General features: G+C 71.6%; 22 protein-coding genes and 2 tRNA genes. 12 read left to right on the top strand and 12 right to left on the bottom strand.

Features of this window, described 5'->3' with window-relative positions; translation table 11 throughout:
- Positions 1-11 precede the first annotated feature (11 nt).
- From AB0J80_RS33455 to AB0J80_RS33440, 4 genes are all read left to right on the top strand, one after another.
- Positions 12-1,313 carry an aspartate aminotransferase family protein gene (locus tag AB0J80_RS33455; protein WP_364713174.1) on the top strand — a complete coding sequence of 434 codons (1,302 nt, stop codon included), beginning with the start codon at positions 12-14 and terminating at the stop codon, positions 1,311-1,313.
- Between the two features lie 304 nt (positions 1,314-1,617).
- Complete coding sequence (locus tag AB0J80_RS33450) at positions 1,618-2,841, top strand: inorganic phosphate transporter (RefSeq protein WP_364713171.1); 1,224 nt, start codon at positions 1,618-1,620, stop codon at positions 2,839-2,841.
- A gap of 12 nt (positions 2,842-2,853) precedes the next feature.
- Positions 2,854-3,138, top strand: a complete 285-nt coding sequence (locus AB0J80_RS33445; protein ID WP_364713168.1) for a hypothetical protein — start codon at positions 2,854-2,856, stop codon at positions 3,136-3,138.
- Positions 3,135-3,452 (top strand): DUF3349 domain-containing protein, encoded by a 318-nt coding sequence (locus AB0J80_RS33440; RefSeq protein ID WP_364713166.1) that lies wholly within the window; start codon positions 3,135-3,137, stop codon positions 3,450-3,452. Before AB0J80_RS33445 ends, AB0J80_RS33440 begins: the two co-directional genes overlap by 4 nt.
- Before the next feature lie 9 nt (positions 3,453-3,461).
- Here AB0J80_RS33440 and AB0J80_RS33435 read toward each other — a convergent pair whose 3' ends face one another.
- On the bottom strand, positions 3,462-5,237 hold the full coding sequence (locus AB0J80_RS33435) for an NAD(P)/FAD-dependent oxidoreductase (RefSeq protein WP_364713163.1): 1,776 nt from the start codon (positions 5,235-5,237) through the stop codon (positions 3,462-3,464).
- Between the two features lie 106 nt (positions 5,238-5,343).
- On the opposite strand from AB0J80_RS33435, the gene AB0J80_RS33430 reads away from it, so the two are divergent.
- The 3 genes from AB0J80_RS33430 to AB0J80_RS33420 all read left to right on the top strand — a co-directional run bounded on the left by AB0J80_RS33430 (position 5,344) and on the right by AB0J80_RS33420 (position 7,762).
- Positions 5,344-6,513, top strand: a complete 1,170-nt coding sequence (locus AB0J80_RS33430) for a hypothetical protein (RefSeq protein WP_364713160.1) — start codon at positions 5,344-5,346, stop codon at positions 6,511-6,513.
- Between the two features lie 3 nt (positions 6,514-6,516).
- Positions 6,517-6,936 carry a DUF1801 domain-containing protein gene (locus AB0J80_RS33425; protein WP_364713157.1) on the top strand — a complete coding sequence of 140 codons (420 nt, stop codon included), beginning with the start codon at positions 6,517-6,519 and terminating at the stop codon, positions 6,934-6,936.
- 64 nt (positions 6,937-7,000) lie between these two features.
- The gene (locus tag AB0J80_RS33420; protein ID WP_364713154.1) at positions 7,001-7,762 is read left to right on the top strand and encodes a hypothetical protein; all 762 of its coding nucleotides are present in this window, start codon (positions 7,001-7,003) and stop codon (positions 7,760-7,762) included.
- Between the two features lie 37 nt (positions 7,763-7,799).
- On the opposite strand, the gene AB0J80_RS33415 is transcribed toward AB0J80_RS33420, so the two are convergent.
- The 4 genes from AB0J80_RS33415 to AB0J80_RS33400 all read right to left on the bottom strand — a co-directional run bounded on the left by AB0J80_RS33415 (position 7,800) and on the right by AB0J80_RS33400 (position 9,856).
- Positions 7,800-8,339, bottom strand: a complete 540-nt coding sequence (locus AB0J80_RS33415; protein ID WP_364713152.1) for a Uma2 family endonuclease — start codon at positions 8,337-8,339, stop codon at positions 7,800-7,802.
- Entirely contained in the window at positions 8,333-9,673 is a 1,341-nt protein-coding gene (locus AB0J80_RS33410; RefSeq protein WP_364713150.1) for an SDR family NAD(P)-dependent oxidoreductase, read from the bottom strand. The genes AB0J80_RS33415 and AB0J80_RS33410 overlap by 7 nt, the downstream gene beginning before the upstream one ends.
- 25 nt (positions 9,674-9,698) lie before the next feature.
- Positions 9,699-9,771: transfer RNA gene (locus tag AB0J80_RS33405), tRNA-Cys, on the bottom strand.
- Positions 9,772-9,783: 12 nt separating this feature from the next.
- Positions 9,784-9,856, bottom strand: a tRNA-Glu gene (locus tag AB0J80_RS33400).
- 91 nt (positions 9,857-9,947) lie between these two features.
- On the opposite strand from AB0J80_RS33400, the gene AB0J80_RS33395 reads away from it, so the two are divergent.
- Positions 9,948-10,727: a Sir2 family NAD-dependent protein deacetylase gene (locus AB0J80_RS33395; RefSeq protein WP_364713148.1), complete on the top strand. Its 780-nt coding sequence runs from the start codon at positions 9,948-9,950 to the stop codon at positions 10,725-10,727.
- Between the two features lie 34 nt (positions 10,728-10,761).
- Positions 10,762-11,019 carry a hypothetical protein gene (locus AB0J80_RS33390; RefSeq protein ID WP_364713145.1) on the top strand — a complete coding sequence of 86 codons (258 nt, stop codon included), beginning with the start codon at positions 10,762-10,764 and terminating at the stop codon, positions 11,017-11,019.
- A 201-nt stretch (positions 11,020-11,220) separates the two neighbouring features.
- On the opposite strand, the gene AB0J80_RS33385 is transcribed toward AB0J80_RS33390, so the two are convergent.
- The 4 genes from AB0J80_RS33385 to AB0J80_RS33370 all read right to left on the bottom strand — a co-directional run bounded on the left by AB0J80_RS33385 (position 11,221) and on the right by AB0J80_RS33370 (position 16,459).
- Positions 11,221-11,757 carry a potassium channel family protein gene (locus AB0J80_RS33385; protein ID WP_364713142.1) on the bottom strand — a complete coding sequence of 179 codons (537 nt, stop codon included), beginning with the start codon at positions 11,755-11,757 and terminating at the stop codon, positions 11,221-11,223.
- Between the two features lie 647 nt (positions 11,758-12,404).
- Positions 12,405-14,060, bottom strand: a complete 1,656-nt coding sequence (locus tag AB0J80_RS33380; protein ID WP_364713254.1) for a glycerol-3-phosphate dehydrogenase/oxidase — start codon at positions 14,058-14,060, stop codon at positions 12,405-12,407.
- Positions 14,061-14,106: 46 nt separating this feature from the next.
- Positions 14,107-15,624: a glycerol kinase GlpK gene (gene glpK / locus AB0J80_RS33375; protein WP_364713139.1), complete on the bottom strand. Its 1,518-nt coding sequence runs from the start codon at positions 15,622-15,624 to the stop codon at positions 14,107-14,109.
- Positions 15,617-16,459 (bottom strand): MIP/aquaporin family protein, encoded by an 843-nt coding sequence (locus AB0J80_RS33370; RefSeq protein ID WP_364713136.1) that lies wholly within the window; start codon positions 16,457-16,459, stop codon positions 15,617-15,619. Before AB0J80_RS33370 ends, glpK (AB0J80_RS33375) begins: the two co-directional genes overlap by 8 nt.
- Before the next feature lie 138 nt (positions 16,460-16,597).
- Here AB0J80_RS33370 and AB0J80_RS33365 point away from each other — a divergent pair, with 138 nt between their 5' ends.
- Positions 16,598-17,353, top strand: a complete 756-nt coding sequence (locus AB0J80_RS33365; RefSeq protein WP_364713133.1) for an IclR family transcriptional regulator — start codon at positions 16,598-16,600, stop codon at positions 17,351-17,353.
- A 19-nt stretch (positions 17,354-17,372) separates the two neighbouring features.
- Positions 17,373-18,866, top strand: coding sequence for a glycerol kinase GlpK (glpK, locus tag AB0J80_RS33360; RefSeq protein WP_364713130.1), 1,494 nt, complete (start codon positions 17,373-17,375; stop codon positions 18,864-18,866).
- A gap of 3 nt (positions 18,867-18,869) precedes the next feature.
- Here the strand turns inward: glpK (AB0J80_RS33360) and AB0J80_RS33355 are convergent, their stop codons facing one another.
- Positions 18,870-19,742: a hypothetical protein gene (locus AB0J80_RS33355; RefSeq protein WP_364713128.1), complete on the bottom strand. Its 873-nt coding sequence runs from the start codon at positions 19,740-19,742 to the stop codon at positions 18,870-18,872.
- Between the two features lie 186 nt (positions 19,743-19,928).
- Here AB0J80_RS33355 and AB0J80_RS33350 point away from each other — a divergent pair, with 186 nt between their 5' ends.
- Positions 19,929-20,768 (top strand): formate/nitrite transporter family protein, encoded by an 840-nt coding sequence (locus AB0J80_RS33350; protein ID WP_364713125.1) that lies wholly within the window; start codon positions 19,929-19,931, stop codon positions 20,766-20,768.
- Between the two features lie 51 nt (positions 20,769-20,819).
- Here the strand turns inward: AB0J80_RS33350 and AB0J80_RS33345 are convergent, their stop codons facing one another.
- Both AB0J80_RS33345 and AB0J80_RS33340 read right to left on the bottom strand, forming a co-directional pair.
- Complete coding sequence (locus AB0J80_RS33345) at positions 20,820-21,230, bottom strand: SSI family serine proteinase inhibitor (protein WP_364713123.1); 411 nt, start codon at positions 21,228-21,230, stop codon at positions 20,820-20,822.
- 138 nt (positions 21,231-21,368) lie between these two features.
- Positions 21,369-22,520: an acyl-CoA dehydrogenase family protein gene (locus tag AB0J80_RS33340; RefSeq protein ID WP_364713121.1), complete on the bottom strand. Its 1,152-nt coding sequence runs from the start codon at positions 22,518-22,520 to the stop codon at positions 21,369-21,371.
- Positions 22,521-22,560: the final 40 nt, after the last annotated feature.

The following is a 22,560-nucleotide window of genomic DNA, read 5'->3' as shown; positions in this document are numbered from 1 at the left end:
AGGGAGGCACCATGACCGATGACCTGCTCGCCCGGCACAGGGCCGTGCTGCCCTCCTGGGTGACCACCTACTACGGCGACGAGGCGATCGAGCTGGTCTCCGGCTCGGGACGCCGGGTGACCGACAGCGCCGGCCGGACCTACCTCGACTTCTTCGGCGGCGTGCTCACCACCATGCTCGGCTACGACATCGCCGAGGTCCGCGAGGCGGTGGAGAAGCAGCTCGCCACCGGCATCGTGCACAGCTCCACGCTCTACCTGATCCGGCAGCAGGTCGAGCTGGCGGAGAAGATCGCCCGGCTCTCCGGCATCCCGGACGCCCGGGTGTTCTTCGCCAACTCCGGCACCGAGGCCAACGAGGCCGCGCTGCTGTTCGCCACCAACCACCGCCGCACCAACCAGATCCTGGCGATCCGCAACAGCTACCACGGCCGCTCGTTCGGGGCGATGGCGATCACCGGGCACCGCAGCTGGTCGGCGAGCGGGCTGAGCCCCCTGCAGGTCAGCTGGCTGCACTCCGGCGACCGGCTGCGCGGCCGGATGGCGGGCCTGTCCGACGCCGAACACATCGACGCCGCCGTCGAGGACCTGCGCGAGGTGCTCGCCACGACCACGGCCGGCGACGTGGCGGCGCTCATCGCCGAGCCGATCCAGGGCGTCGGCGGTTTCGTGCACGCGCCCGACGGGCTGCTCGGCGCGCTGAAGAAGGAGCTCGACAACCACGGCATCCTGCTCATCGCCGACGAGGTGCAGACCGGCTGGGGGCGTACCGGTGACCATTTCTGGGGGTACCAGGCGCACGACGTGCAGCCGGACCTCATCACCTTCGCCAAGGGAATCGGCAACGGCTTCGCGCTGGCCGGCGTCGTGGGCCGCGCCGACCTGGTCAACGCCGTCCCGGCGACGAGCTTCTCCACGTTCGGCGGCAACCCGATCTCCACGGCGGCCGGCAACGCGGTGCTGGACTACGTCCTCGAACACGACCTGCAGCACCACGCCAAGCACGTCGGCGCCATCCTCCTCGACGGCCTGCGCTCCGCGGCCGGCGAGGCGGGCATCGTCGGCGAGGTACGCGGCCGCGGCCTGATGCTCGCCGTGGAGTTCGTCCGCCCGGGCACCACCGAACCGGATCCGGCGGCGACCCTGCGGGTGTTCGACGAGTGCCGCCGCGGCGGCCTGCTGGTCGGCAAGGGCGGCCTGTACGGCAACGTGATCCGGATGGGGCCACCGCTGACCCTCACCGACGACGAGGCCCGGCAAGGGCTGGCCATCCTGGTCGACGCGATCCGCACGGTCGACGCCGAGGCGTTGTGAGCACGGCGGGGCTCCGGCACCCCCGCCAGGGCGCCGGAGCCGGTCACTACTTTCTGTGAGCCGCCGCGCCGTGGGCAGCTCGGAACCGTGCCAAGGTGCGGCGAAGATGCGCCGACCGCCGCTGACCTGGTGGAGGGGCGACGTTCGTCCACTGCAGACCGGCCGTTCGGCGGACCTCCCCGACCTGCGAGTATGGTCACCCAGTGCATGCGGAGAGTGACTGCATCGGTGCGGCGGTGCAGAATTCTCAGTTCGCCGGGCCCGGGGTCTTCTGCGAGTGGCTCCGCAACGCCATCATCGGCGTGTGACAGACACCTCGGTCATCCTGGCCCTCGTCGTCGTTGCCGCTCTGGGTTTCGACTTCACCAACGGTTTTCACGACACCGCCAACGCGATGGCCACGTCCATCGCCACCGGGGCGCTCCGGCCGAAGGTCGCCGTCGCCCTCTCGGGCGTCCTCAACCTCGTCGGCGCGTTCCTCTCCGTCGAGGTCGCCCTGACCGTGACCAACGCCGTCGTCAAGATCCAGAACTCCAACGGTACGCCGAAGCCCGAGCTGCTCGCGGACGGCGGCTCGGCCCTGCTGCTGATCGTGCTCGCCGGCCTGGTCGGCGGGATCGTGTGGAACCTGCTGACCTGGCTGATCGGCCTGCCCTCCAGCTCCTCGCACGCGCTCTTCGGCGGCCTCGTGGGTGCCACGATCGCGGGCCTCGGCTGGGCGGGGGTGAACTGGACCGGCGACGGCAGCAAGCTCGACGGGGTGGTCGGCAAGGTGATGCTGCCCGCGGTCATGTCGCCGGTCATCGCCGGCGTGGTCGCCGCGGCCGGCACCTGGCTCATCTACCGGGTCACCGTCGGGGTCGCCCAGCGCTTCACCGACAACGGGTTCCGCTGGGGCCAGATCGGCAGCGCGTCACTGATCTCGCTCGCGCACGGCACCAACGACGCGCAGAAGACCATGGGCGTCATCACCCTCGCCCTGATCGCCGCCGGGAGGTGGACCGACACGGGAACCATCCCGTTCTGGGTGAAGGCGTCCTGTGCCGTGGCCATCGCGCTCGGCACGTACCTCGGAGGCTGGCGGATCATCCGTACCCTCGGCAAGGGCCTGGTCGAGATCGCCCCGGCGCAGGGCATGGCCGCCCAGTCCTCCTCGGCCGTCGTCATCCTGGCCTCCAGTCACCTCGGCTTCGCGCTGTCCACCACCCATGTCGCGACCGGTTCCATCCTCGGCTCGGGCGTCGGCAGGTCCGGGGCGCGGGTCCGCTGGCGGGTCGCCGGCCGCATGGTCGCGGCCTGGCTCATCACGTTGCCCGCTGCCGCGGTGGTCGGGGCGTTCACCTGGTGGATCGGGCATCTGCTCGGCGGGGGACTGGCGGGCGCGCTGGCCGTCTTCGTCATCCTGGTGGTCGCCGCATCCCTCATCTTCCTGCGGTCGCGGCGGATGCCGGTCGACCACGAGAACGTCAACGACGAGTGGGAGGACGCCCGCCCGGTCGAGCGCGTCCCGGCCGGCACGGCGAGCTGAGAGGCGTACGAGATGCACAACCTGGGATTCGCGCTCGAGGGTGCCTGGAAGGTCCTGGCGGCGGGGCTGGTTCTCGGCGCCGGCCTGCCGGCACTGTTCGGCCTGGGCATCCGCGCGCTCGCGTACGGTGCCGGTGGTGATGCCGGGAAGGGCTCCCCGGCCGGCATCGTGCTCGGCTGGGTGCTGTTCGCGATCGTGCTGCTGGGTGTGGCGCTGGGTATCACGTTCATCGTGGCGAGCGGCTTCGGCAAGGCGCTCAGCTTCGCCCACGTCTTCCCGACCCTGGTGGACAAGTGAGCGAGCGGGCGAACTTCCTGATCCGCGCGGTCGAATGGCTGCGGGCCGGGTACCCGTCCGGGGTGCCGCGGCAGGACTACGTCACACTGCTGGGGGTGCTGCGCCGCAAGCTCACCGAGGACGAGGTCCGCCAGATCGCCATCGAGCTCGCGGACCGATGGGTCCCGGACGGCGCCGACCCGATCACCACCGAGGACATCGAGGAGATGATCAGCTCGTCGATGCTGCAGGAGGCGTCGCCGGAGGACGTGGTGCGGGTGTCGGCGCACCTCGCCGCCGGCGGCTGGCCCCTGGCCGACCCGCCGGCGGAGTGAGGCGGGCGCTCAGCTCGTGTGGTGCACCTCCTGCAGCCGGTAGACCGGGGTCGGTATGCCCTCGTAGCGGGCCTTGAGCTGCAGCGCCAGGTAGAGCGAGTAGTGCCGCGACTGGTGCAGGTTGCCGCCGTGGAACCACAGGTTCCGCTGCTGCGTGGGCTTCCACATGTTGCGCTGCTCGCCCTCCCAGGGGCCCGGGTCCTTGGTGGTGTCCGAGCCGAGGCCCCACACCTTGCCCACCCGGTCGGCGGTGGCCCGGTCGACGATGTCGGCGACCCAGCCGTTCATCGAGCCGTACCCGGTGGCGTAGACGACGAGGTCGGCCGGCAGCGTGGTGCCGTCGTCGAGGACCACCGCGTCCTCGGTGAGGTGGTCGACCTGGCCCTGGGCGAGCTTGATCCGGCCGTCCGCGACGAGATCGGCGGCACCCACGTCGATGTAGTAGCCGGAGCCGCGCCGCAGGTACTTCATGAACAGGCCGGAGCCGTCGTCGCCCCAGTCGTGCCGGAAGCCGGCCTTCTCGAGGCGGGCGTAGAAGTCGGCGTCGCGCTCGGCCATCCGCTGGTACAGCGGGATCTGGAACTCGTGCATGATCCGGTACGGCAGCGAGGCGAAGATCATGTCCGCGCGGTCGGTGGTGACGCCGTTCGCGACGGCGCGCTCCGAGTAGAGGTCGCCGAGACCGATGTCCATCAGCGACGCCGACTTCACGATGTGCGTGGAGGAGCGCTGCACCATGGTGACGTCGGCGTCGTGCTCCCACAGCGCGCCGCAGATGTCGAACGCCGAGTTGTTGGACCCGACCACCACGACCCGCTTGCCCCGGTACGCCTCCGGCCCGGGATGCTCGCTGGAGTGGTGCTGCTCGCCGCGGAACACGTCCTGGCCGGGCAGGTGCGGGCGGTTCGGCTTGCCGGACATGCCGGTGGCGAAGACGACGTGGGCCGGGCGCAGCTCGACGGACTCGCCGTCGTGGTCCACCACCACCCGCCAGGTGCCGGCGTCCTCGTCGAAGGCCGCGGACCGGACCTCCGCGCGCGACCAGTACGGGACCTCCATCACCCGGGTGTACATCTCCAGCCAGTCGCCGATCTTGTCCTTGGGCGCGAACACCGGCCAGTTGGCGGGGAACGGCAGGTAGGGCAGGTGGTCGTACCAGACCGGGTCGTGCAGGCACAGGCTCTTGTAGCGCTTGCGCCACTGGTCGCCCGGGCGGTCGTGCCGGTCCAGCACCAGCGACGGTACGCCGAGCCGCCGCAGCCGGGCGCCGAGCGCGATCCCGCCCTGGCCGCCGCCGATCACCACGACGTACGGCTGCTCGGTGCGGCCCAGGGCGTCCTGTTCCCGCTCCCGCTCCTCCTTCCAGGAGCGGCGGCCCTTGCGCAGCTCGTGCTCGACGCCCTGCGGCCGGGTCTCCTCGTGGCCCTTGAGCTCGCGCAGCGTGGTCAGCAGGGTCCAGGCCCGGCCGTCGCGCAGCCGCAGGTGGGCGGTGCCGCGCCCGACGCGGGTCTCGAAGCGCAGCCACGCCTCGGTGACCCCGTCCGACTCGGACGGTTCCTCGGTGAGCGCGAACCCGGACGGGTCCACGTCGTCCAGCAGGGCCGCGAGCAGGGCCGCGACGCCCGACCGGCCCTCGACCGTGGTGATGTTCCAGGTGAACGCGACCAGGTCGCGCCAGAAGCTCTCGACGGCGAACAGCCCTGCGGCCCGTTCCCCGTCCCGGTCACGCAGCGCGGACTCGAACTCGCCGAGCCACGCCTCCACCCGCTCTCGTGTCTGCGTCATGTCTCTCAGCACACGGCCGGACACCGTACGCGCAAAAGGGTTGCACCGTGTTGCACGCGCCTGCCTGTGGCGGCGATCACAATCAGCGGGTTACAGTCGCCTGGTCATGGGTGACTTCAACGCCATCCTGCCGGGCACGGACCTCTCACGGCATGCCCGCGACCTGAGGCGCGTCCACCATGCCGTGCTCAGCGGCAGCCGTACGCCGCTGCGCCCCCGAGCCGTCGTCGAACGGTCCTGGACGCGGGTGCTGCGCGCCGGTCTCGACCCGGACCGCACCAACGCGCGCGACCCGCACCGGCCGGACGAGGTGGAACGCCGCCGCCGCGAGTCCCCGCTGCACGTCGTCATCGACGAGCTGGCCCACGTCATCCACGACGTCGCGCTCATGGTCGTCACCGACGCCGACGGCATGATCCTCTGGCGCGACGGCGCCCCGGCCACCCTGCGCCGCGCCGACGGGCTGGGTTTCCGCGAGGGTGCGGTGTGGACGGAGTCCGTGGTCGGCACCAACGCGATCGGCACCGCGCTGGTCGAGGCCGCGCCCGTGCAGCTGTTCTCCGCCGAGCATTTCGAGCAGGTGCAGCACGCCTGGTATTGCGCCGCGCATCCCGTGCACGACCCGCGCACCGGCGAGCTGCTCGGCATCGTCGACGTCAGCGGCCCGGCGCTCACCCTGCATCCCGCGATCGCGGCGCTGGTGGAGGCCGGCGTACGCCTCGCCGAGTCGCGGCTCTGGCGGCACCACGCGGCCCGGCTCGACCGGTTGCGGCGCTCGGCGGAGCACGTCGTCGGCACGGCGTCGGGCCCGCTGCTCGTCGTCGACGACCAGGGCTGGGTGGCCCACAACTCCGGCGTCGCCGCCCGGGACCGGATTGCCGCGCCCCGTGCCGGGACTGCTCTGGCCGTACCCGGAATGGGGTTGTGTCTTCCGGAACGCCTCGCCGAGGGCTGGCTGGTGCGGCCGGCGGGACGGGCCCGGGGCATGCGGGCCACCCTCGACCTTTCCGGTACGCCGGTGCTGTCGGTGACCGGGGAGGGCGAACCGTGGCGAGCGCCGCTGACCCGCCGGCACGCCGAGATCCTGACCCTGCTGCACGCCGCCGGCCGGTCCGGCCTGACCGCCGGAACGCTGAGCCGCGCCCTGTACGGCGACGACGAGCACGTGGTGACCGTGCGCGCGGAGATCTCCCGGCTGCGGCGCGCCATCGGGGCCCTCGTCGCCACGAACCCCTACCGCCTGGCCGACGGTGTCGTCCTCGAGATGGCGGGCTGAGCGATGGCCGGGCCCAGGACCGTCCGCACCGGCGCCAGCGTGGGGGACTTCCTTGCCGCCGTGCCGGACCCGAAGCGTCGCGCCGACGCGCAGACCCTGGTCGCCCTCATGGCGGAGGCGACCGGCGCGGCTCCCGAGATGTGGGGCGACACCATCATCGGCTTCGGCTGCTACCACTACCGGTACGCCTCCGGCCAGGAAGGCGACTGGCCGCCGGTGGGCCTGTCCCCGCGCAAGACCGCGCTGACCGTCTACCTGTCCGCGGGGTACGACGAGCACCTCCTCACGAAGCTCGGCCCGCACCGGGCCGGCCGCTCCTGCCTGCACGTCCGGCGCCTCGCCGACATCGACCCGGACGTGCTGCGAGCCCTCGTCGCCAGCGGCTTCCGCAAACTCGACGGAAAGACCCTCACCGCGGATTGATCCGTTCTGGGAGCGCTCCCGTACTGCTCGCCGAGGTCCTCTGACAAGGAAGGCTCAGGCGAAGATGCACATCCCCCGTAGTTCCGCCCGCCGCTGGCAGATCGCCGGCGTCGCCGCGGTGGCCGTGGCCCTGACGGGTGTCGGCCTCGGCGTGGCCTCGGCCGGCGAAACCGCCGCCCCCACGGTGACCTGCCCCGCCGTCGCCGGCGCGCTCGGCGCGGTCCCGGCCCGCGCTCAGGCCGAGATCGACCGCAACCTGACCCTCCTCGACACGCAGATCGGTGAGGCGAACAAGCGCCTGGCATCGAGCGCGGGCGAGGGTGGCCCCAACTTCATCCAGAACGCCATCCTGGGCCCGCTGAAGGACAAGCGCGTGGCGACGATCAACCGCATGGCGACGGCGATCGGCCGCAGCGCACCCAGGCCGAACCTCGACGTCCAGGGGCTCGCCACCTGCACCTTGAAACGCGGCGGCGCGACCGCGGCCCCCACCGCAGCCCGGACCACCGCGCCGGCCGCGCCGGCCGCCGGCTCGGCGCCGACGGTGTCCTGTCCGGCGGTCACCGGGCTGCCGTCCATCCCGGCGCAGGCCCGCGACGAGGTGGCGCGGAACCTGGAGCTGCTGGACACGCAGATCGCCGAGGCGAACCGGCGGCTGGCGACGAGTGCGGGGGAGGGCGGGCCGAACTTCATCCAGAACGCCATCCTCGGGCCGCTGGAGGACAAGCGCGTCGCCACGCTCAACCGCATCGAGACCGCCATCGGGCGGCATGCGGCCAAGCCCGAGGGGCTCGAGCGGTTCGCACCCTGCGGCCTGAACAACTGACCCGACGGGAGCGCTGCCGACTCGGCAGCGCTCCCGCTCAGTCGCCGCGACGACGCCTGAGCTGAGGCGCCACCTCGAGCCGGAAAGAGAATGGCTCCTCGGCAGTGAGCGCCTGGCCGGGACCCGCGACCACGGTGGAAACGTAGCGATCGCCGGTCAGCCTCTGGAGGTGCATCTCCACCGAATCCTGCGGCTGCTCCACTCGCATGTACCAGTCGATCCCGGCCGCTGCGTACAACTGCGGTTTGAGGAGTCGGTCCGTTCCGGCGTTGCTGGGTGAGACCACTTCGACCACGAGCTTCGTCTCGGCGGCCTCGACGGTCGTGCCTACGTCGTCGGTATCTGCCACGACGATGTCGGGCTGCACCACCCGTCCGCCTGCGAGGCGAAGGTTGACGTCCTGAAGCACCAGCAGTCCGGCGCGCTCGGCCGCCTCGTAGAGGCCCATGGCGAGCAGGAACACGATGTGCTGATGGCGCTTACCGAGGGGTGGGAGCACCCTCACCGTTCCGTCGATCAATTCGGTCCGATGAGGAGTCTCGCCCAGCGCGAAATACTCGTCCTCTGTGACTACCACGGCACCACGGCGTAGTTCTTCAGCAGGACGCCGTGCAGCGGAGCGCCCGCCTCCCCGGCGACGACCGGGTGGTAGATGCGCGCCGCGGCGTCCACCACGTCCAGCGGCGGACGCCAGCCGGCCGCCGCCCGGCGGGCCTTGCGTTCCGGGGGGTTCTCGTCGGTGATCCAGCCGGTGTCGACCCCGCACATGAAGACGCCGTCGCGGGCCAGGTCGGGCGCCGCCACCCGGGTCAGCATGTTCAGCGCCGCCTTGCTCACCGACGTGTGGGGGTGCCGCTCCGGTGCCATCCCGCCGCCGAACCAGCCCTCCCGGCCGGTCACGTTCACCACGTAGCGGTTGCCCGTCCCCGGCCCGGTCAGGACCGGCCGCAGCCGGTCGAGGAGCAGGAACGGCGCGACGACGTTGACCAGCTGCACCTCCAGGAGCTCCACCGGGTCGACCTCGCCGATCCGCGCGGTCCAGGAGTTGTGGGAGCCGGGCACGACCAGCGCGCCGGTGGCGTCGGTCAGTGCCGCCGGCTCGTGCCCTACGTGGTCGAGGGCGGCGCTCCACTCCGGTGGTGCCGCGCCCGGCCGGTAGCCCGGCACCGACTCCACGGCCCGGCCCTCCGCGGCGGCCAGGACCTCGGCCGCCACCAGCGGCTGGTACGCCCACGCCGGCCGCCGTACTGTCTGAGCCGCGTTGTTCACGAGGACGTCGAGCCGCGTGCCGCCCTCGGCCAGCCGGTCCGCCAGCGCCAGCACCTGACGCGGGTCGCGCAGGTCGGCGCCGATCACGCGTAGCGACGGCAGCCACTCGGCGGCGTCCGGCTCGGCGGCGTACCGGCGCGCCGCGTCCGCGGGGAACCGGGTCACCACGGTGACGGCGGCGCCGTCGCGCAGCAGCTTGAGCGCGACCTGGTACCCGATCTTGACGCGGCCGCCGGTCACCACCGCCCGCCTCCCGCGCAGGTCGGTCCGGGCGTCCCGCTGGGCCCGGTGGAGCTCGGCGCAGTCGGGGCAGAGCGCGTGGTAGAAGGTGTCGACCGTACGGAACCGGCCCCGGCACGTGTGGCACCGGCGCTCCCGCCGCGTGTTCCCGCCACCCGGCTGGGCCGCGGGAGCGACCGGCACGCCCTCCGCCCGGGACGCCGCGCCGGTGGCCGTACCCGCGACGGTGGCACGGTCGGCGGCTGCGGTGGCGCGGCGGCGGTCGGCACGGCGCTGCCGCTGGGCGTCCTTCAGCAGGCCGTCGACCGCGCGTTGCACCCGGCGGCGGTCCGGGTCGTCCATCGGCCGGGCGCGGATCTCGTCGAGCACCCGCAAGGCCAGCTCGAGCTCGTCGGCGTCCATCGTGTCCCTTCCCGCCGTGCAGGGTGTGGGTGGGCCGGATTCGAACCGGCGTCCTCCGCCTTTGCAGGGCGGCGCGTCGACCACTGCGCTACCACCCACCCCGCGGCGGTGGGACCCGACCGGACTCGAACCGGCATCCTCCGCCTTGAAAGGGCGGCGCGACTACCCCTGCGCTACAGGTCCCACCTGGCGGCATCGTAACCACGTTGATCAACGCGGCGCCATCAGAAAAGCGGTCGCCGCGGACCGTCACCGGCTCCTACGCTCGGCCGCCATGGACATGAGCTGGGCGGACGGCGTGACACGGGTGGCGGTGCTGACGGGGGCCGGCATCTCCACCGACTCCGGCATCCCCGACTACCGCGGCCCCGACGGCGTCTGGACGCGCGACCCGTCGCTGGTCGACGCGTTCACCTACCAGTCCTTCATGGCCGATGCCGACGTGCGGGCGAGATTCTGGCGTACGTACGCCGGCCACCCCGCCTGGACCGCCCGGCCGAATGCCGCCCACCGTGCGCTCGCCGACCTCGAGCGCGGCGGGTTCGCGGTGCGCGTCCTCACGCAGAACGTCGACGGGCTGCACCAGAAGGCCGGCTCGAGCCCGCGCAAGGTGCTGGAGCTGCACGGCTCGATCCGGGAGACGGTCTGCACCGGCTGCGGCGCGCGGACCCCCACGGCGATCGACGGGGCGGACGGGGACCGGAGGTGCGCCGCGTGCGGAGGGATCCTCAAGCTCGGCGTGGTGATGTTCGGCGAGCACCTCGACCCGGACACGGTCGGTCTGGCCGAGCGGATCGCGTCGCACAGCGAGCTGATGCTCGTCGTCGGCAGCTCGCTGCAGGTGGAGCCGGTGGCGTCGCTGTGCGCGGTGGCCGTCAACGGCGGGAACCGGCTGGTCATCGTCAACCGGGACCCGACGCCGTACGACAGCCTCGCGACCGCGGTGGTCCGGGAACCGATCGGCACCGTCGTGCCCCGGATCTGCGCGGCGCTGTCCGGCGGGGGCGGCTCATCCAGCGCGAATGAGGCTGTCCCCGGCCTGCCCGGGCGATAGTGGGACACCGAGATCGCAGAGAAAGAGGTACGCGATGAGCAGCCCGACGACCTCCAAGCTCCTCATCACCGGCATCGCCCTCGCCGCGGTGGGCGGTCTGGTCGGCCTCGCCGGTGCGACGGTGACCGCAGTCGCGGCGGCCGGTGCAGCCCGCCGCCGAATCGGGCGGATGGAGGTTCCGCCTGCTGAGCTGGCGCGTCGGCAGTGGCGCCGGGCGCGCACCGCAGCGACCGCCGGCGCCGGGGCCTGGCGCAACGGAACGGCCGCCGCACCGGTGAGCGGACTCGCCTAGGTGGCTCGTCGCCGGCCACGGCGGATGGCACGCGCCTGGTGCCGATGGACGGCGACCGGCCGCACCTCTCCGCGGAGGAGCCGTCAAGGTCTGCGACGCTTTCCAGGCCCGCACCGGCGTCGACGTACCGGTGCACGTCGACGGGGCCCGGCCGCGTCCGGCTTCCACCACTGACGCGCTCCGCGGTGTGCGCCGGGCGGGTCAGTCGTCGCCCGGCGCGCCTCCCGGTCTCTCGGCGTTGCGGCCGCGGCCCAGGCGGACCGCCCCGACGAAGACACGCACACCCAGGCCCAGGACCACCAGGTCGAGAACCATCTGCAAGGTGACGACGCTCCGGGTGAGCGGGCTTGTCGCGGTGATGTCGCCGAACCCCACCGTGGAGAACACGGTCACCGCGAAGTACAGCGTGTCGGTGCGGCTCAGCGCCGGGACGTTGAAGGAACCTGGATGCGCGAGCGCTAGGACGTAATAGGTCGCGGCGAACAGCAGGACGAACAGCGGGGCGGTGGCCGCCGCGCCCTCGATGGCCCGGATGGCGGGGTTGGCGGAGGTGATGACCGCACGTACCTGCCATCCAGCCGTCGCGAGTAGCAGCAGCAGGCCGCCAGCGAAGACCTCGCCGGAGGGCACGTGCGACAAGCGGTCCAGCGGAAGCAGGTAGTAGAGCGCGACAAGCACCACGGTTGTCGCCAGCGCGCGGGTCAGACCTGCCGCGACGAGGCGGCGTCGCCTGGTCACCGGGGACACCGCGGCCGCCGGATGTCGTTGCCCGGGCTCCGGCTCGCCGGCACCACGGGCTCGCCGCGTCCACATGCCGCCATCATCGGTGCGACGGGGGCACTGAGCCCTCACCCGGACAGGACGAGAGACCTGACCCCCGTAGGGCGGAAGTGGTGGGGCACGACCGCGAGCATGGGAGCAGCGGGCCGGGTCATCCCGAGGGGATGAGCCAGGTCGGCTGACGGAACGATAATCCGGTCGCCTGCGGCGTCAGCTGCTCCTACGCTCGGCCACCATGGACATGGGGTGGACGGACGGCATGACGCGGCTGGCGGTGCTGACGGAGGCGGGCATGCGCGCGAGGTTCGGGCCGCGCACGGCCGCTCATCCCGCATGGCAGGCTCCGCCCGACGGGACCCACCGCGCCTCCGGGCTGCACCCGCTCCGGACGACGAGGCCGGATTTCCGGCACCCGCGATGGCAGGGGAGGCGGTCGCCCGGAGAGCTGCGTCGCGGGCGCCGGCGGTCACCCACCTGCTGGACGCGGCGGGGGCGGACCGCATCGCTTCCGCCGTCCCGGTGGCCCCGACGGCGGTGACCGTCGTGGCGCTGGTGCCCCGGGCCCGGCGCGGCGCCCCCGGCACAGGGGCGCCGCGCCGTACTGGTCACTGCAGCTGCAGGGGTACGACGTCCGGGGCGCCGAGGCGCGCGGCGTCCGCGGTCTCGTCGTCCGGTTGTTCCTGGGACGCTCGTTCCGCCTCCACGCGCAGCCGGTAGTTCTCCACCTCGCGGGCCCGCTGTTCCTTGGTCCAGCCGAGGACGTCGCCCATCAGGTCGGCGGCCATGGGGGCCGCGGTCACCCCCCGGTCGAACGTCTCGATGGAGATCCGGGTACGGCGGGTGAGGGCGTCCTCGAGGTGGCGGGCGCCCTCGTGGCCGGCCGCGTACGTGATCTCGGCCCGCAGGTGGTCGTCGGCGCCGTCGAGGGGCTTGCCCAGGGACGGGTCGTCGCGGACCAGGTCGAGCACCTCGTGGACCAGGGAGCCGTAGCGCTTGAGGAGGTGTTCGACGCGGGCCACGTGCAGGCCCGACTCCTCGGCCAGGACACGGCGGCGGTTCCACAGGGCCGTGTAGCCCTCGGCGCCCAGCAGCGGTACGCGCTCCGTGCACGACCGCGGCACCGAGCGACCGAGGCCGTGGACCGCCGCGTCGATGGCGTCCTTGGCCATCACCCGGTACGTCGTGTATTTGCCGCCCGCCACGACCACCAGCCCCGGCGTCGGGCTGGCCACCGTGTGCTCGCGGGACAGCTTCGACGTCGACTCCGACTCGCCGGACAGCAGCGGGCGCAGGCCGGCGTAGACGCCCTGCACGTCGGTGCGGTCCAGCGGTGTCGCCAGCACCTGGTTGACCTGGTTGAGCAGGTAGTCGATGTCGGTGCTGGACGCCGCCGGGTGCGACTTGTCCAGGGTCCAGTCGGTGTCGGTGGTGCCGATGATCCAGTGCCGGCCCCAGGGGATCACGAAGAGCACGCTGCTGGGCGTACGGGTGATCAGGCCCGTGGAGGACTGGATCCGGTCGCGCGGCACCACCAGATGGATGCCCTTGCTCGCGCGGACGTGGAACTGCCCGCGCTCGCCGACCAGCGCCTGGGTGTCGTCGGTCCACACCCCGGTCGCGTTGACCACCTGCTGGGCGCGGATCTCGAAGGTGCGGTCGTGCTCGAGGTCGTGGACGCGTACGCCGGTGACGCGCTCGCCCTCGCGCAGGAAGCCGACCACCTCCGCACGGGAGGCGACGTGGGCGCCGTACGCGGCCGCCGTGCGGGCCAGGAACATCGTGTGGCGGGCGTCGTCGATCTGCGCGTCGTAGTACTGCAGGGCGCCGACCAACGCGTCCTTCTTGAGCGCCGGGCAGGCTCGCAGCGCGCCGCGGCGCGACAGGTTGCGGTGGCGGGGGAGGCCGCCGTGGGTGGTGGCCATCAGGTCGTAGAGCTGGACGCCGGTGCCCGCGTACAGCCGTTCCCAGACCCGGTGTTGCAGCGGGTAGAGGAACGGCACCGGGCGGGTCAGGTGCGGTGCGAGGCGCTGCAGGATCAGCCCCCGTTCCCGCAGGGCCTCGCGGACCAGGGCGAAGTCGAGCATCTCCAGGTAGCGCAGCCCGCCGTGGATCAGCTTGCTGGAGCGGCTGGAGGTGCCCGAGGCGAAGTCGCGGGCCTCGACGAGCCCGACGTTCAGGCCGCGGGTGACGGCGTCGAGGGCGCTGCCCGCACCCACGACACCGCCGCCCACGACCAGCACGTCCAGCTCGCCCTCGGCCATGGCGGTCAGGGCCGCCTCACGACCGGTGGGGGAGAGAGCTGTGTTCTCAGTCAACGTCTACCCAATCGAGAGTGCGCTGGACGGCCTTCTTCCAGCGGCCGTATCCGTCCTCGCGTTGCTCGGCGGACCACTGCGGCTGCCAGCGCTGCGATTCGTTCCAGTTCTCGCGGAGCTCGTCGGTCGACTTCCAGAAGCCGACCGCGAGCCCGGCCGCGTACGCGGCGCCGAGCGCGGTCGTCTCGGCCACCACCGGCCGGCTGACCGCGACGCCGAGCACGTCGGCCTGAATCTGCATGCAGAGGTTGTTGACGGTGATGCCGCCGTCGACCTTGAGCACGTCCAGGGTCACGCCGGAGTCCTGCGCCATCGCCTCGACCACGTCGCGGGTCTGGTAGCAGATCGACTCGAGGGTGGCCCGGGCCAGGTGCGCGTCGGTGTTGAAGCGGGAGAGCCCCACGATCGCGCCGCGCGCGTCGGAGCGCCAGTACGGCGCGAACAGGCCCGAGAACGCCGGGACGAAGTAGACGCCGCCGGTGTCCGGGACCTGCGACGCGAGGGACTCGCTCTGCGCCGCGTCCTTGATGATGTGCAGCTGGTCCCGCAGCCACTGCACCGCCGATCCGGTGACCGCGATCGAGCCTTCGAGGGCGTAGACCGGTGCGGCGTCACCGAACTTGTAGCAGACCGTCGTGAGCAGGCCGTTCTCCGACCGTACGAGGTCTGTGCCGGTGTTGAGCAGCATGAAGTTGCCCGTACCGTAGGTGTTCTTGGCCTCGCCGACGTTGAAGCACACCTGGCCGACCGTGGCGGCCTGCTGGTCGCCGAGGTCGCCGGTGATCGGGACCTCCCCGCCCAGCGTGCCCGGCCAGCGGGCCACGCCGTAGGTGTTCGGATCCGACGACGGGCGGATCTCCGGCAGCATCTGCCGCGGGATGCCGAAGAAGCCGAGCAGCTCGTCGTCCCAGTCGAGGGTCTCGAGGTTCATCAGCATCGTGCGGCTGGCATTGGTCACGTCGGTGACGTGGTTGCCGCCGTCGACGCCGCCGGTCATGTTCCACAGCACCCAGCTGTCGGTGTTGCCGAAGATGGCGTCGCCACGCTCGGCGGCCTCGCGCACTCCGTCGACGTTCTCCAGGATCCACTGGATCTTGCCGCCGGAGAAGTACGTGGCCGGCGGCAGGCCCGCCTTGCGCCGGATGACATCGCCACGGCCGTCGCGGTCCAGCGCCGAGGCGATCCGGTCGGTGCGGGTGTCCTGCCAGACGATCGCGTTGTAGTAGGGCCGCCCGCTGCGCCGGTCCCACACCACCGTGGTCTCGCGCTGGTTCGTGACGCCCAGTGCCGCCAGGTCGCTCGCCTGCAGGTTCGCCTTCTGCATCGCGGTGCGCACGACCGAGATGGTGCGTTCCCAGATCTCGATCGGGTTGTGCTCGACCCAGCCGGCCTGCGGCAGGATCTGCTCGTGCTCGAGCTGGTGGCGGGCCACCTCGTTGCCGCCGTGATCGAAGATCATGAAACGGGTGCTGGTGGTGCCCTGATCCACTGCGCCGACGAAGTCAGCCACGTCGTGCCTCCACGGTCTCGGGGGTCTCTGGGGTGGGAAGGCGGCCCGGTTCCGGCGGTTCCGCCGACGGCAGGAAGCGCCCGACCAGGACCTGGTACAGCCCGGCGCCGAGGAGGCCGCCGAGGATCGGTGCCACGATCGGTATCCAGAAATACAGGTATCCGGTCTGGTCGCGGAACGCCCCGCCGTAGCCGGTGAAGTAGCTCGCCAGGCGGGGACCGAAGTCACGGGCCGGGTTGATGGCGTAGCCGGCGTCGGTGCCCCAGGCCATGCCGATGCCGACGACGAGCAGGCCGATGATGAACGGGGCGAGGTTGGCCCCCGGGGGAGTACCCGCGGCGTCGGTGATGGCCAGGATGAGGAAGAGCAGGATGGCCGTACCGATGATCTGGTCGCGGAAGGCGCCCCACTCACCGACGGGAAGTGTCCCGTTCCCCGGCAGAGTGGAAAAAACGCCCTGGGTCTTGATGGTGAGGTTGGGGTCCGCGTGGTGCAGGACCTCGGTGTAGTTCCAGCGCACCAGCAGCGCGGCGACAAACGCGCCGAGGAACTGGGCGCCGCAGTAGGGAGCCACCTTGCGCCACTCGAAGCCCTTGAAGGCCGCGAGCGCGATGGTGACGGCGGGGTTGAGATGGGCTCCGCTGATGCGGCCGGCGACGTAGACGCCGAGCATCACGCCCAGGCCCCAGGCCCAGGCGATGCTGTCGTGGTCGCCGATGCCGCCGCCGACCACCTGGGCGACGACACCGACCCCGAAGAGGATGAGGATCATCGTTCCGGCGAACTCAGCGGCGAGCTCGCCGGCGAGTCCCGGAATCTTCAATCGTGCTGCCATGTGCCGAAGCTATGAACGGCGTCACACGCGGGCAATGAACGCCGTTCGACATTGCCGAACGAATCCCGCGGGTCCCGTTCGACATTGTCGAACGCCGAACGATGGGCCGGGGTCTCGTCGTGGCATAGAGTCCGAAGCGTGCCCGGAACGGTCCAGTCGATCGAGCGAGCCGCCGCGATCCTGCGGATGCTGGCCGGCGGCTCGGGGCGGCTCGGGCTCGCCGAGATAGCTCGCTCGCTCGACCTGGCGAAGCCGACGGTGCACGGGATCCTGCGGACGCTGCAGCACGTCGGCTTCGTGGAGCAGGACCGGGCATCGGGGCAGTACCAGCTGGGCGCCGCCCTGCTGCACCTGGGCACGAGCTACCTCGACATCAACGAGCTGCGGTCCCGCTCGATCAACTGGGCGGACCCGCTGGCGGCGCGCTCCGGCGAGGCCGTCCGGATCGGCACGGTCCTCGAAGGGCGCGTGCTGGTCGTGCACCACGTCTTCCGTCCCGACGACACCTTCCAGACCCTCGACATCGGTACGCTCCTGCCGCTGCACGCCACCGCGCTCGGCAAGGTGCTGCTGGCGTACCGGGCCGCCCGCCCGGCGGCGCCGCTGGACCGCTTCACGCACCGCACGCTCGTCGCGGCGAAGGACATCGCGGCGGACCTCGAGAAGGTCCGTGAGGTCGGGTGGGGCGCCGAGATCGAGGAGTACACCGTCGGCCAGGCGGCCGTCGCGGCACCCATCCGCGGCTACGGCGGCCTCGTCGTCGGGGCGATCGGCGTCTCCGGCCTCGTGGAGCGCATCTGCGACAGCCGGTACCGTCCGCACCCGCGGCTGGTCGGCTACGTCCGCGACGCCGCCCGCGCGGTCTCCCGCGACCTGGGAGCCGCCCGGCACTGAAACGCAGGGGAGGGACCTCATGACCGAGCGCTACGTGGTCGCGATCGACCAGGGAACCACGTCGACGCGGTGCATCGTGTTCGACCGGCGCGGCCAGCTCGTGTCCCTCGCCCAGCAGGAACACAAGCAGTACTTTCCCAAGCCGGGCTGGGTCGAGCACGACGCCGCGGAGATCTGGCGCAACGTCGAGCGGCTCGCCCCGCATGCGCTGCGCCGGGCCGGGATCACCCTGGACCAGGTCGCCGCGGTCGGCATCGCCAACCAGCGGGAGACCACGGTGGTCTGGGACCGGCGTACGGGGGTGCCGGTCGGCCGCGCCCTGGTGTGGCAGGACACCCGCACCGACTCGCTGGTGAACCGCCTGCTGACCGAGCCGGGCGCCGACGGGGTCCAGCAGCGTTCGGCCCTGCCGCTGGCCACGTACTTCTCCGGGCCGCGGCTGCGCTGGATGCTCGACCACACCCCGGGCCTGCAGCAGCGCGCCGAACGCGGCGAGGTGCTCTTCGGCACGATGGAGACCTGGCTGATCTGGAACCTCACCGGCGGCCTGCACGTCACCGACGTGACCAACGCCAGCCGCACCAACCTGCTCGACGTGCACACCCTCGACTGGTCGTCGGAGTCGCTCGAGTTCTTCGGCATCCCCCGCGCCATGCTGCCCGAGGTCAGACCGTCGGTGGCGGTCTTCGGGACCGCGGCGGCGGCTTTTCCGGGGGTACGCATCGGAGCCGCGCTCGGCGACCAGCAGGCGGCCCTGTTCGGCCAGACGTGCTTCACCCCCGGCGAGGCGAAGTGCACCTACGGTACGGGCAGCTTCCTGCTGCTGAACACCGGCACGGAGCTCGTCCGCTCGGACAACGGGCTGCTCAGCACGGTCGCGTACCAGATCGGTGACGCCCCGGCCCACTACGCGCTGGAGGGCTCGATCGCGATCACCGGCTCGCTGGTCCAGTGGTTCCGCGACCAGCTCGAGCTCATCACCAGCGCCCCGGAGATCGAGACGCTGGCCCGCACGGTGGCCGACAACGGCGGCTGCTACATCGTCCCGGCCTTCTCCGGCCTGTACGCGCCGCACTGGCGTTCCGAGGCCCGCGGCGTGATCGTGGGGCTGACGTCGTACATCACCAAGGGTCACCTGGCGCGCGCGGTCCTCGAGGCGACGGCGTGGCAGACCCGCGAGGTGGTCGACGCGATGAACGCCGACTCGGGGCTGACCCTGAAGACGCTGAAGGTCGACGGCGGGATGACCGCGGACAACCTGCTCATGCAGTACATCGCCGACGTCCTGGACGTGCCGGTGGTGCGGCCGCTCGCCGCGGAGACGGTCTCGCTGGGTGCGGCGTACGGCGCCGGGCTGGCGGTGGGTTACTGGCCGGACCTGGAGGACCTGCGCCACAACTGGCACCGGGCGGCCCAGTGGCTCCCGGCGATGGACCCGGGCCGCCGCGACTCCGAGTACCAGAACTGGCGGCGGGCGGTGGAGCGCACCTTCGACTGGATCCAGCCGGCCTGACGCCTACGCGGCCCGTCGGCGCCGGGGCTGGGCGGCCTGCAGGGAGTGCACCCGGTTCCAGATGGCGTCAGGGCAGACCGCGGAGTCCTGACGGCGCAGGTCGTACCGGTGCAGCTGCCGTACGCGGAGCTCGAGGTACCCGCCGGTGACGGCGTACGGGTCGTCGCTGTCGGTCCAGAAGCGCATGTGGTCGTCGCGGTGCGACTTGTCCTGGGAGGTGATCTGGAGGATCTCCAGGTGCTCCGGCAGCGCCCGGAGGATGACGAACGGGCGGTCCTTGGCCCCGTCGCCCTCGCGGAACTCGACCTCGCCCCACCAGATCTCCCCCGGCTGCGGGTCGGGCGGGGTGTACGACCCGGCGGTGCTCGGGCGGCGGACGATGCGGTTCGGGAGCTTGCGATCCAGGAACCGGATGACGGCATAGCAGACCAGCGCGGTGACGACGGCGATCAACGGGGCGACCATGGGCAGCGCGAACGCCGTCTCCCGCAGGCGCCCGCCCGTTTCGGTCGCCGCGCCACCGAGGTAGTGCCGGTCGGCGATCATCGCCGTCAGCGCTGCGACGGCACACAGGGCGGCCACGGTGCCGGCCCGGACCAGGTGCAGCTTCTGCGGCCGGGGCTCCTTGCCGCGTCCGGCGTGCCGGACCAGCAGGTAGGCCACCACCGGCGCCAGCGCCACGCCGATCCACCACGACGGGTACGCGGCCACCTGACCCGGGTTCTCCACCAGCAGGTACGCCACGATCGCCGGGGAGGCGAGGATGAAGCCGGGGATCCCGATCGCGAACCCCGCCACGATCGGGAACACGAAGAGGAACGCGAAGCACCCGAACCCGGAGGAACCCTGCCGCTGCACCATCAGCTCCTTTGCCATCGACGCAGTCGCCGATGGTAGGGGGCTGCGATGGCGCGGCCGGTTTATGGAGTACAGGTGGGACGGTCGGGCGACCACGGCCGGAGGATTGCCGCAGGGACTGGTCTCCGAGTAGGCGGCGCATTTACGGGTATCTCCGCAGGGACGCTACGGCCCGGGGCCGTACGGCAGGCGGGAGGGCGTGCGGTGGCGACCAAGGAACCGGCGGAGATCGCTCACGCGGCGGTGGCGACGGGCGTCAAGAAGGCCGAGCTGCGATGGGACAAAACCCTGGTGGGGTCGTTCCTTGCCGGGGCGTACATCGCCTTCGGGGGGCTGGTCGCCATCACCGTGTCGTCCGGGCTCGACCCGCGCACGTGGGGGAGCCTGCCCACCCTGTTCACGGGTGCGGCCTTCACCCTCGGACTCGTGCTGGTGCTGATAGCCGGGTCGCACCTGCTGACCGGCAACATGCTGCTGGTGCCGATCGGGGCCATGCAGGGCCGGCTCGGCTGGGGCGACGTGCTGAAGAACTTCACCCTGGTGCTCGTCGGCAACCTCGCCGGCGCCCTGTTCGTCGCGTTCTTCCTCGCGGTCCAGACCGGTGTCATCGGGCACGTCGGCAGCGACGCCGGGACGTCGGGCGCGATGACGTACGACCGGCTCGCCGCGATCGCGGGCGCCAAGGGGCTGCACGAGACCGAATGGCAGATCTTCCTGCGCGCGGTCGGCTGCAACTGGCTGGTCTGCCTGGCGGTCTGGTTGTCGCTCGCGGCCGATTCCGTCTCGGGCAAGATCCTGGCGATCTTCTTCCCCATCATGGCATTCGTCGCGATGGGGTTCGACCACGTCATCGCGAACATGTTCTTCCTGCCGGCCGCCATTTTCGCCGGGGTGCCCGACATCGGCTGGGACGACACCCTGCGCAATTGGGTGTTCGCATTCCTGGGAAATCTCGTGGGCGCGGTGGTGTTCGTGGCCACGTCCTATTGGTACATGTATCTGCGCGACGAGCCGTCGAAGGAGAAACCGCGCGAGCTGACCTGAGCGACCGGGCGAAGGTGGTGTCCGGACACCACCTTCGCGGTCCCCGGCGGATCAGAAGTCGAAGAGGGCGCCCGTCTCGCGGAGCATCTCGCAGCGGTTCGGGAAGGTCTCGCCGTACAGCACCGGCCGGCCCTGCCAGAAGCCGGTCGCGGTGGCCGTCACCGGCTGGTATTCGCGGGTGCAGAAGCCGTCGGGCTGCACGTCGAGCGCTGCGAGGTCGCCGTCGACGGTCGCGACCGTGGCGCAGGCGTCGGCCGACCGGGGGTGGGTCCCGGCGGCCGGTCCGCAGGTGAGCAGGGTGATCCTCGCCTGCTGGGAGTTCGGGCCCTGCACCATCAGCGCCAGGGTGGAGCGGGACGTGTCGGCGGTCGTTGCGGCAGCGGGGGTGGCCGCGGCGAGAATGCCGGCACCGGCGGCGCAGAAAGCGAACAGGCTGACGGCGGCGCGCTTCACTGACGTCATATTTCCTCCAGGGGCTCCGACCCGTTGTGCGGGTCGTCGTCGTCCGGCCGTCGTGTGGCCGGGCCAACGGTGAGCCTAAGGAGAGAATTGGTCTTCCTCTAAAACAGCTTGTTGCATTCGGGAGCGGTGAGAAAAGGCTCACACGAAGGCGCTGAGGCCGGTCACCGCACGCCCCACGATCATCGTGTTGATCTCCCGGGTGCCCTCGTACGAGTACAGCGCCTCGGCGTCCGCCACGAAGCGGCCGATGTCGTAGTCGAGCACGATGCCGTTGCCGGCGAGCAGCTCCCGGGCCCACCCGACCACCTCGCGCATGCGGGTCGTCGTGTACGCCTTCGCCAGCGCGGAGTGCTCGTCGCGGAACTCGCCCGCGTCCTGCAGCTGCGCCAGGCGCACACACAGCCCCAGCGACCCGGTCACGTTGCCCAGCATCCGCACCAGCAGGTCCTGGACCAGCTGGAACTTGCCGATCGGGCGACCGAACTGCTCGCGCTCCTTCGCGTACGCCAGGGCGATCTCATACGCCGCCAGCATCACCCCCACCGCCTCCCACGCCACGCCGCTGCGGGTCTGGCGCAGGATCTTCGCGGTGTCCTTGAAGGAGCGGGCGTTCTGCAGCCGGTCGGCCTCCGGGACCACGCAGTCGGTCAGCGTGATGTCGGCGTTCTGCACGATCCGCAGCGCGATCTTGTTCTCGATCTTCGTGGCCGCGAACCCCGGGTTGTCCTTCGTCACCACAAAACCCTTGACCTGGTCGTCCTCGAGGTCCCGGGCCCAGACCACGATCAGATCGGCGAAGGTGGCGTTGCCGATCCAGCGCTTCTGCCCGTTGAGGACCCACCGGTCACCGTCGCGGCGGGCGGTGGTCCGCAGGCCGGCCGCCACATCGGAGCCTCCGGTCGGTTCGGTCAGCGCGAAGGCGCCGATCGCGTCGAAGTCCCGCATCGCCGGCAGCCAGCGCTCCTGCTGCTCGGGCGAGCCGCACGTCTCGATGCTCCCCATCGCCAGGCCCGAGTGGACGCCGAAGAACGTGGCCATCGAGGCGTCCGCGTGTGCCATCTCCAGCGCCAGCCAGCCGGACAGCAGGTTCGAGTGCTTCGCGCCCGCGATGCCCAGGCCGGCGAAGCCCTTGACGAGCGGGAAAGGGAACTCCGCCCGGGCCCAGTGATCGTTGGCGATCGGCACCACCTCCGCCTCGAGGAAGGCCCGGACCCGGCTGACGATCTCCGCGTCCTCGGGCGTCAGCAGGTCCTGGAAACGGTAGAGGTCACCCGTGAGCAGCTCCGACATGCGGGGCCACATACCCAGATGACATGCTCACTAGACTTCG

Source organism: Actinoplanes sp. NPDC049548, from assembly GCF_040676695.1.
Classification (GTDB): Bacteria; Actinomycetota; Actinomycetes; order Mycobacteriales; family Micromonosporaceae; genus Actinoplanes.
The sequence above is the reverse complement of the archived record's forward strand: the minus strand, read 5'-3'. Positions and strand labels throughout refer to the sequence as shown.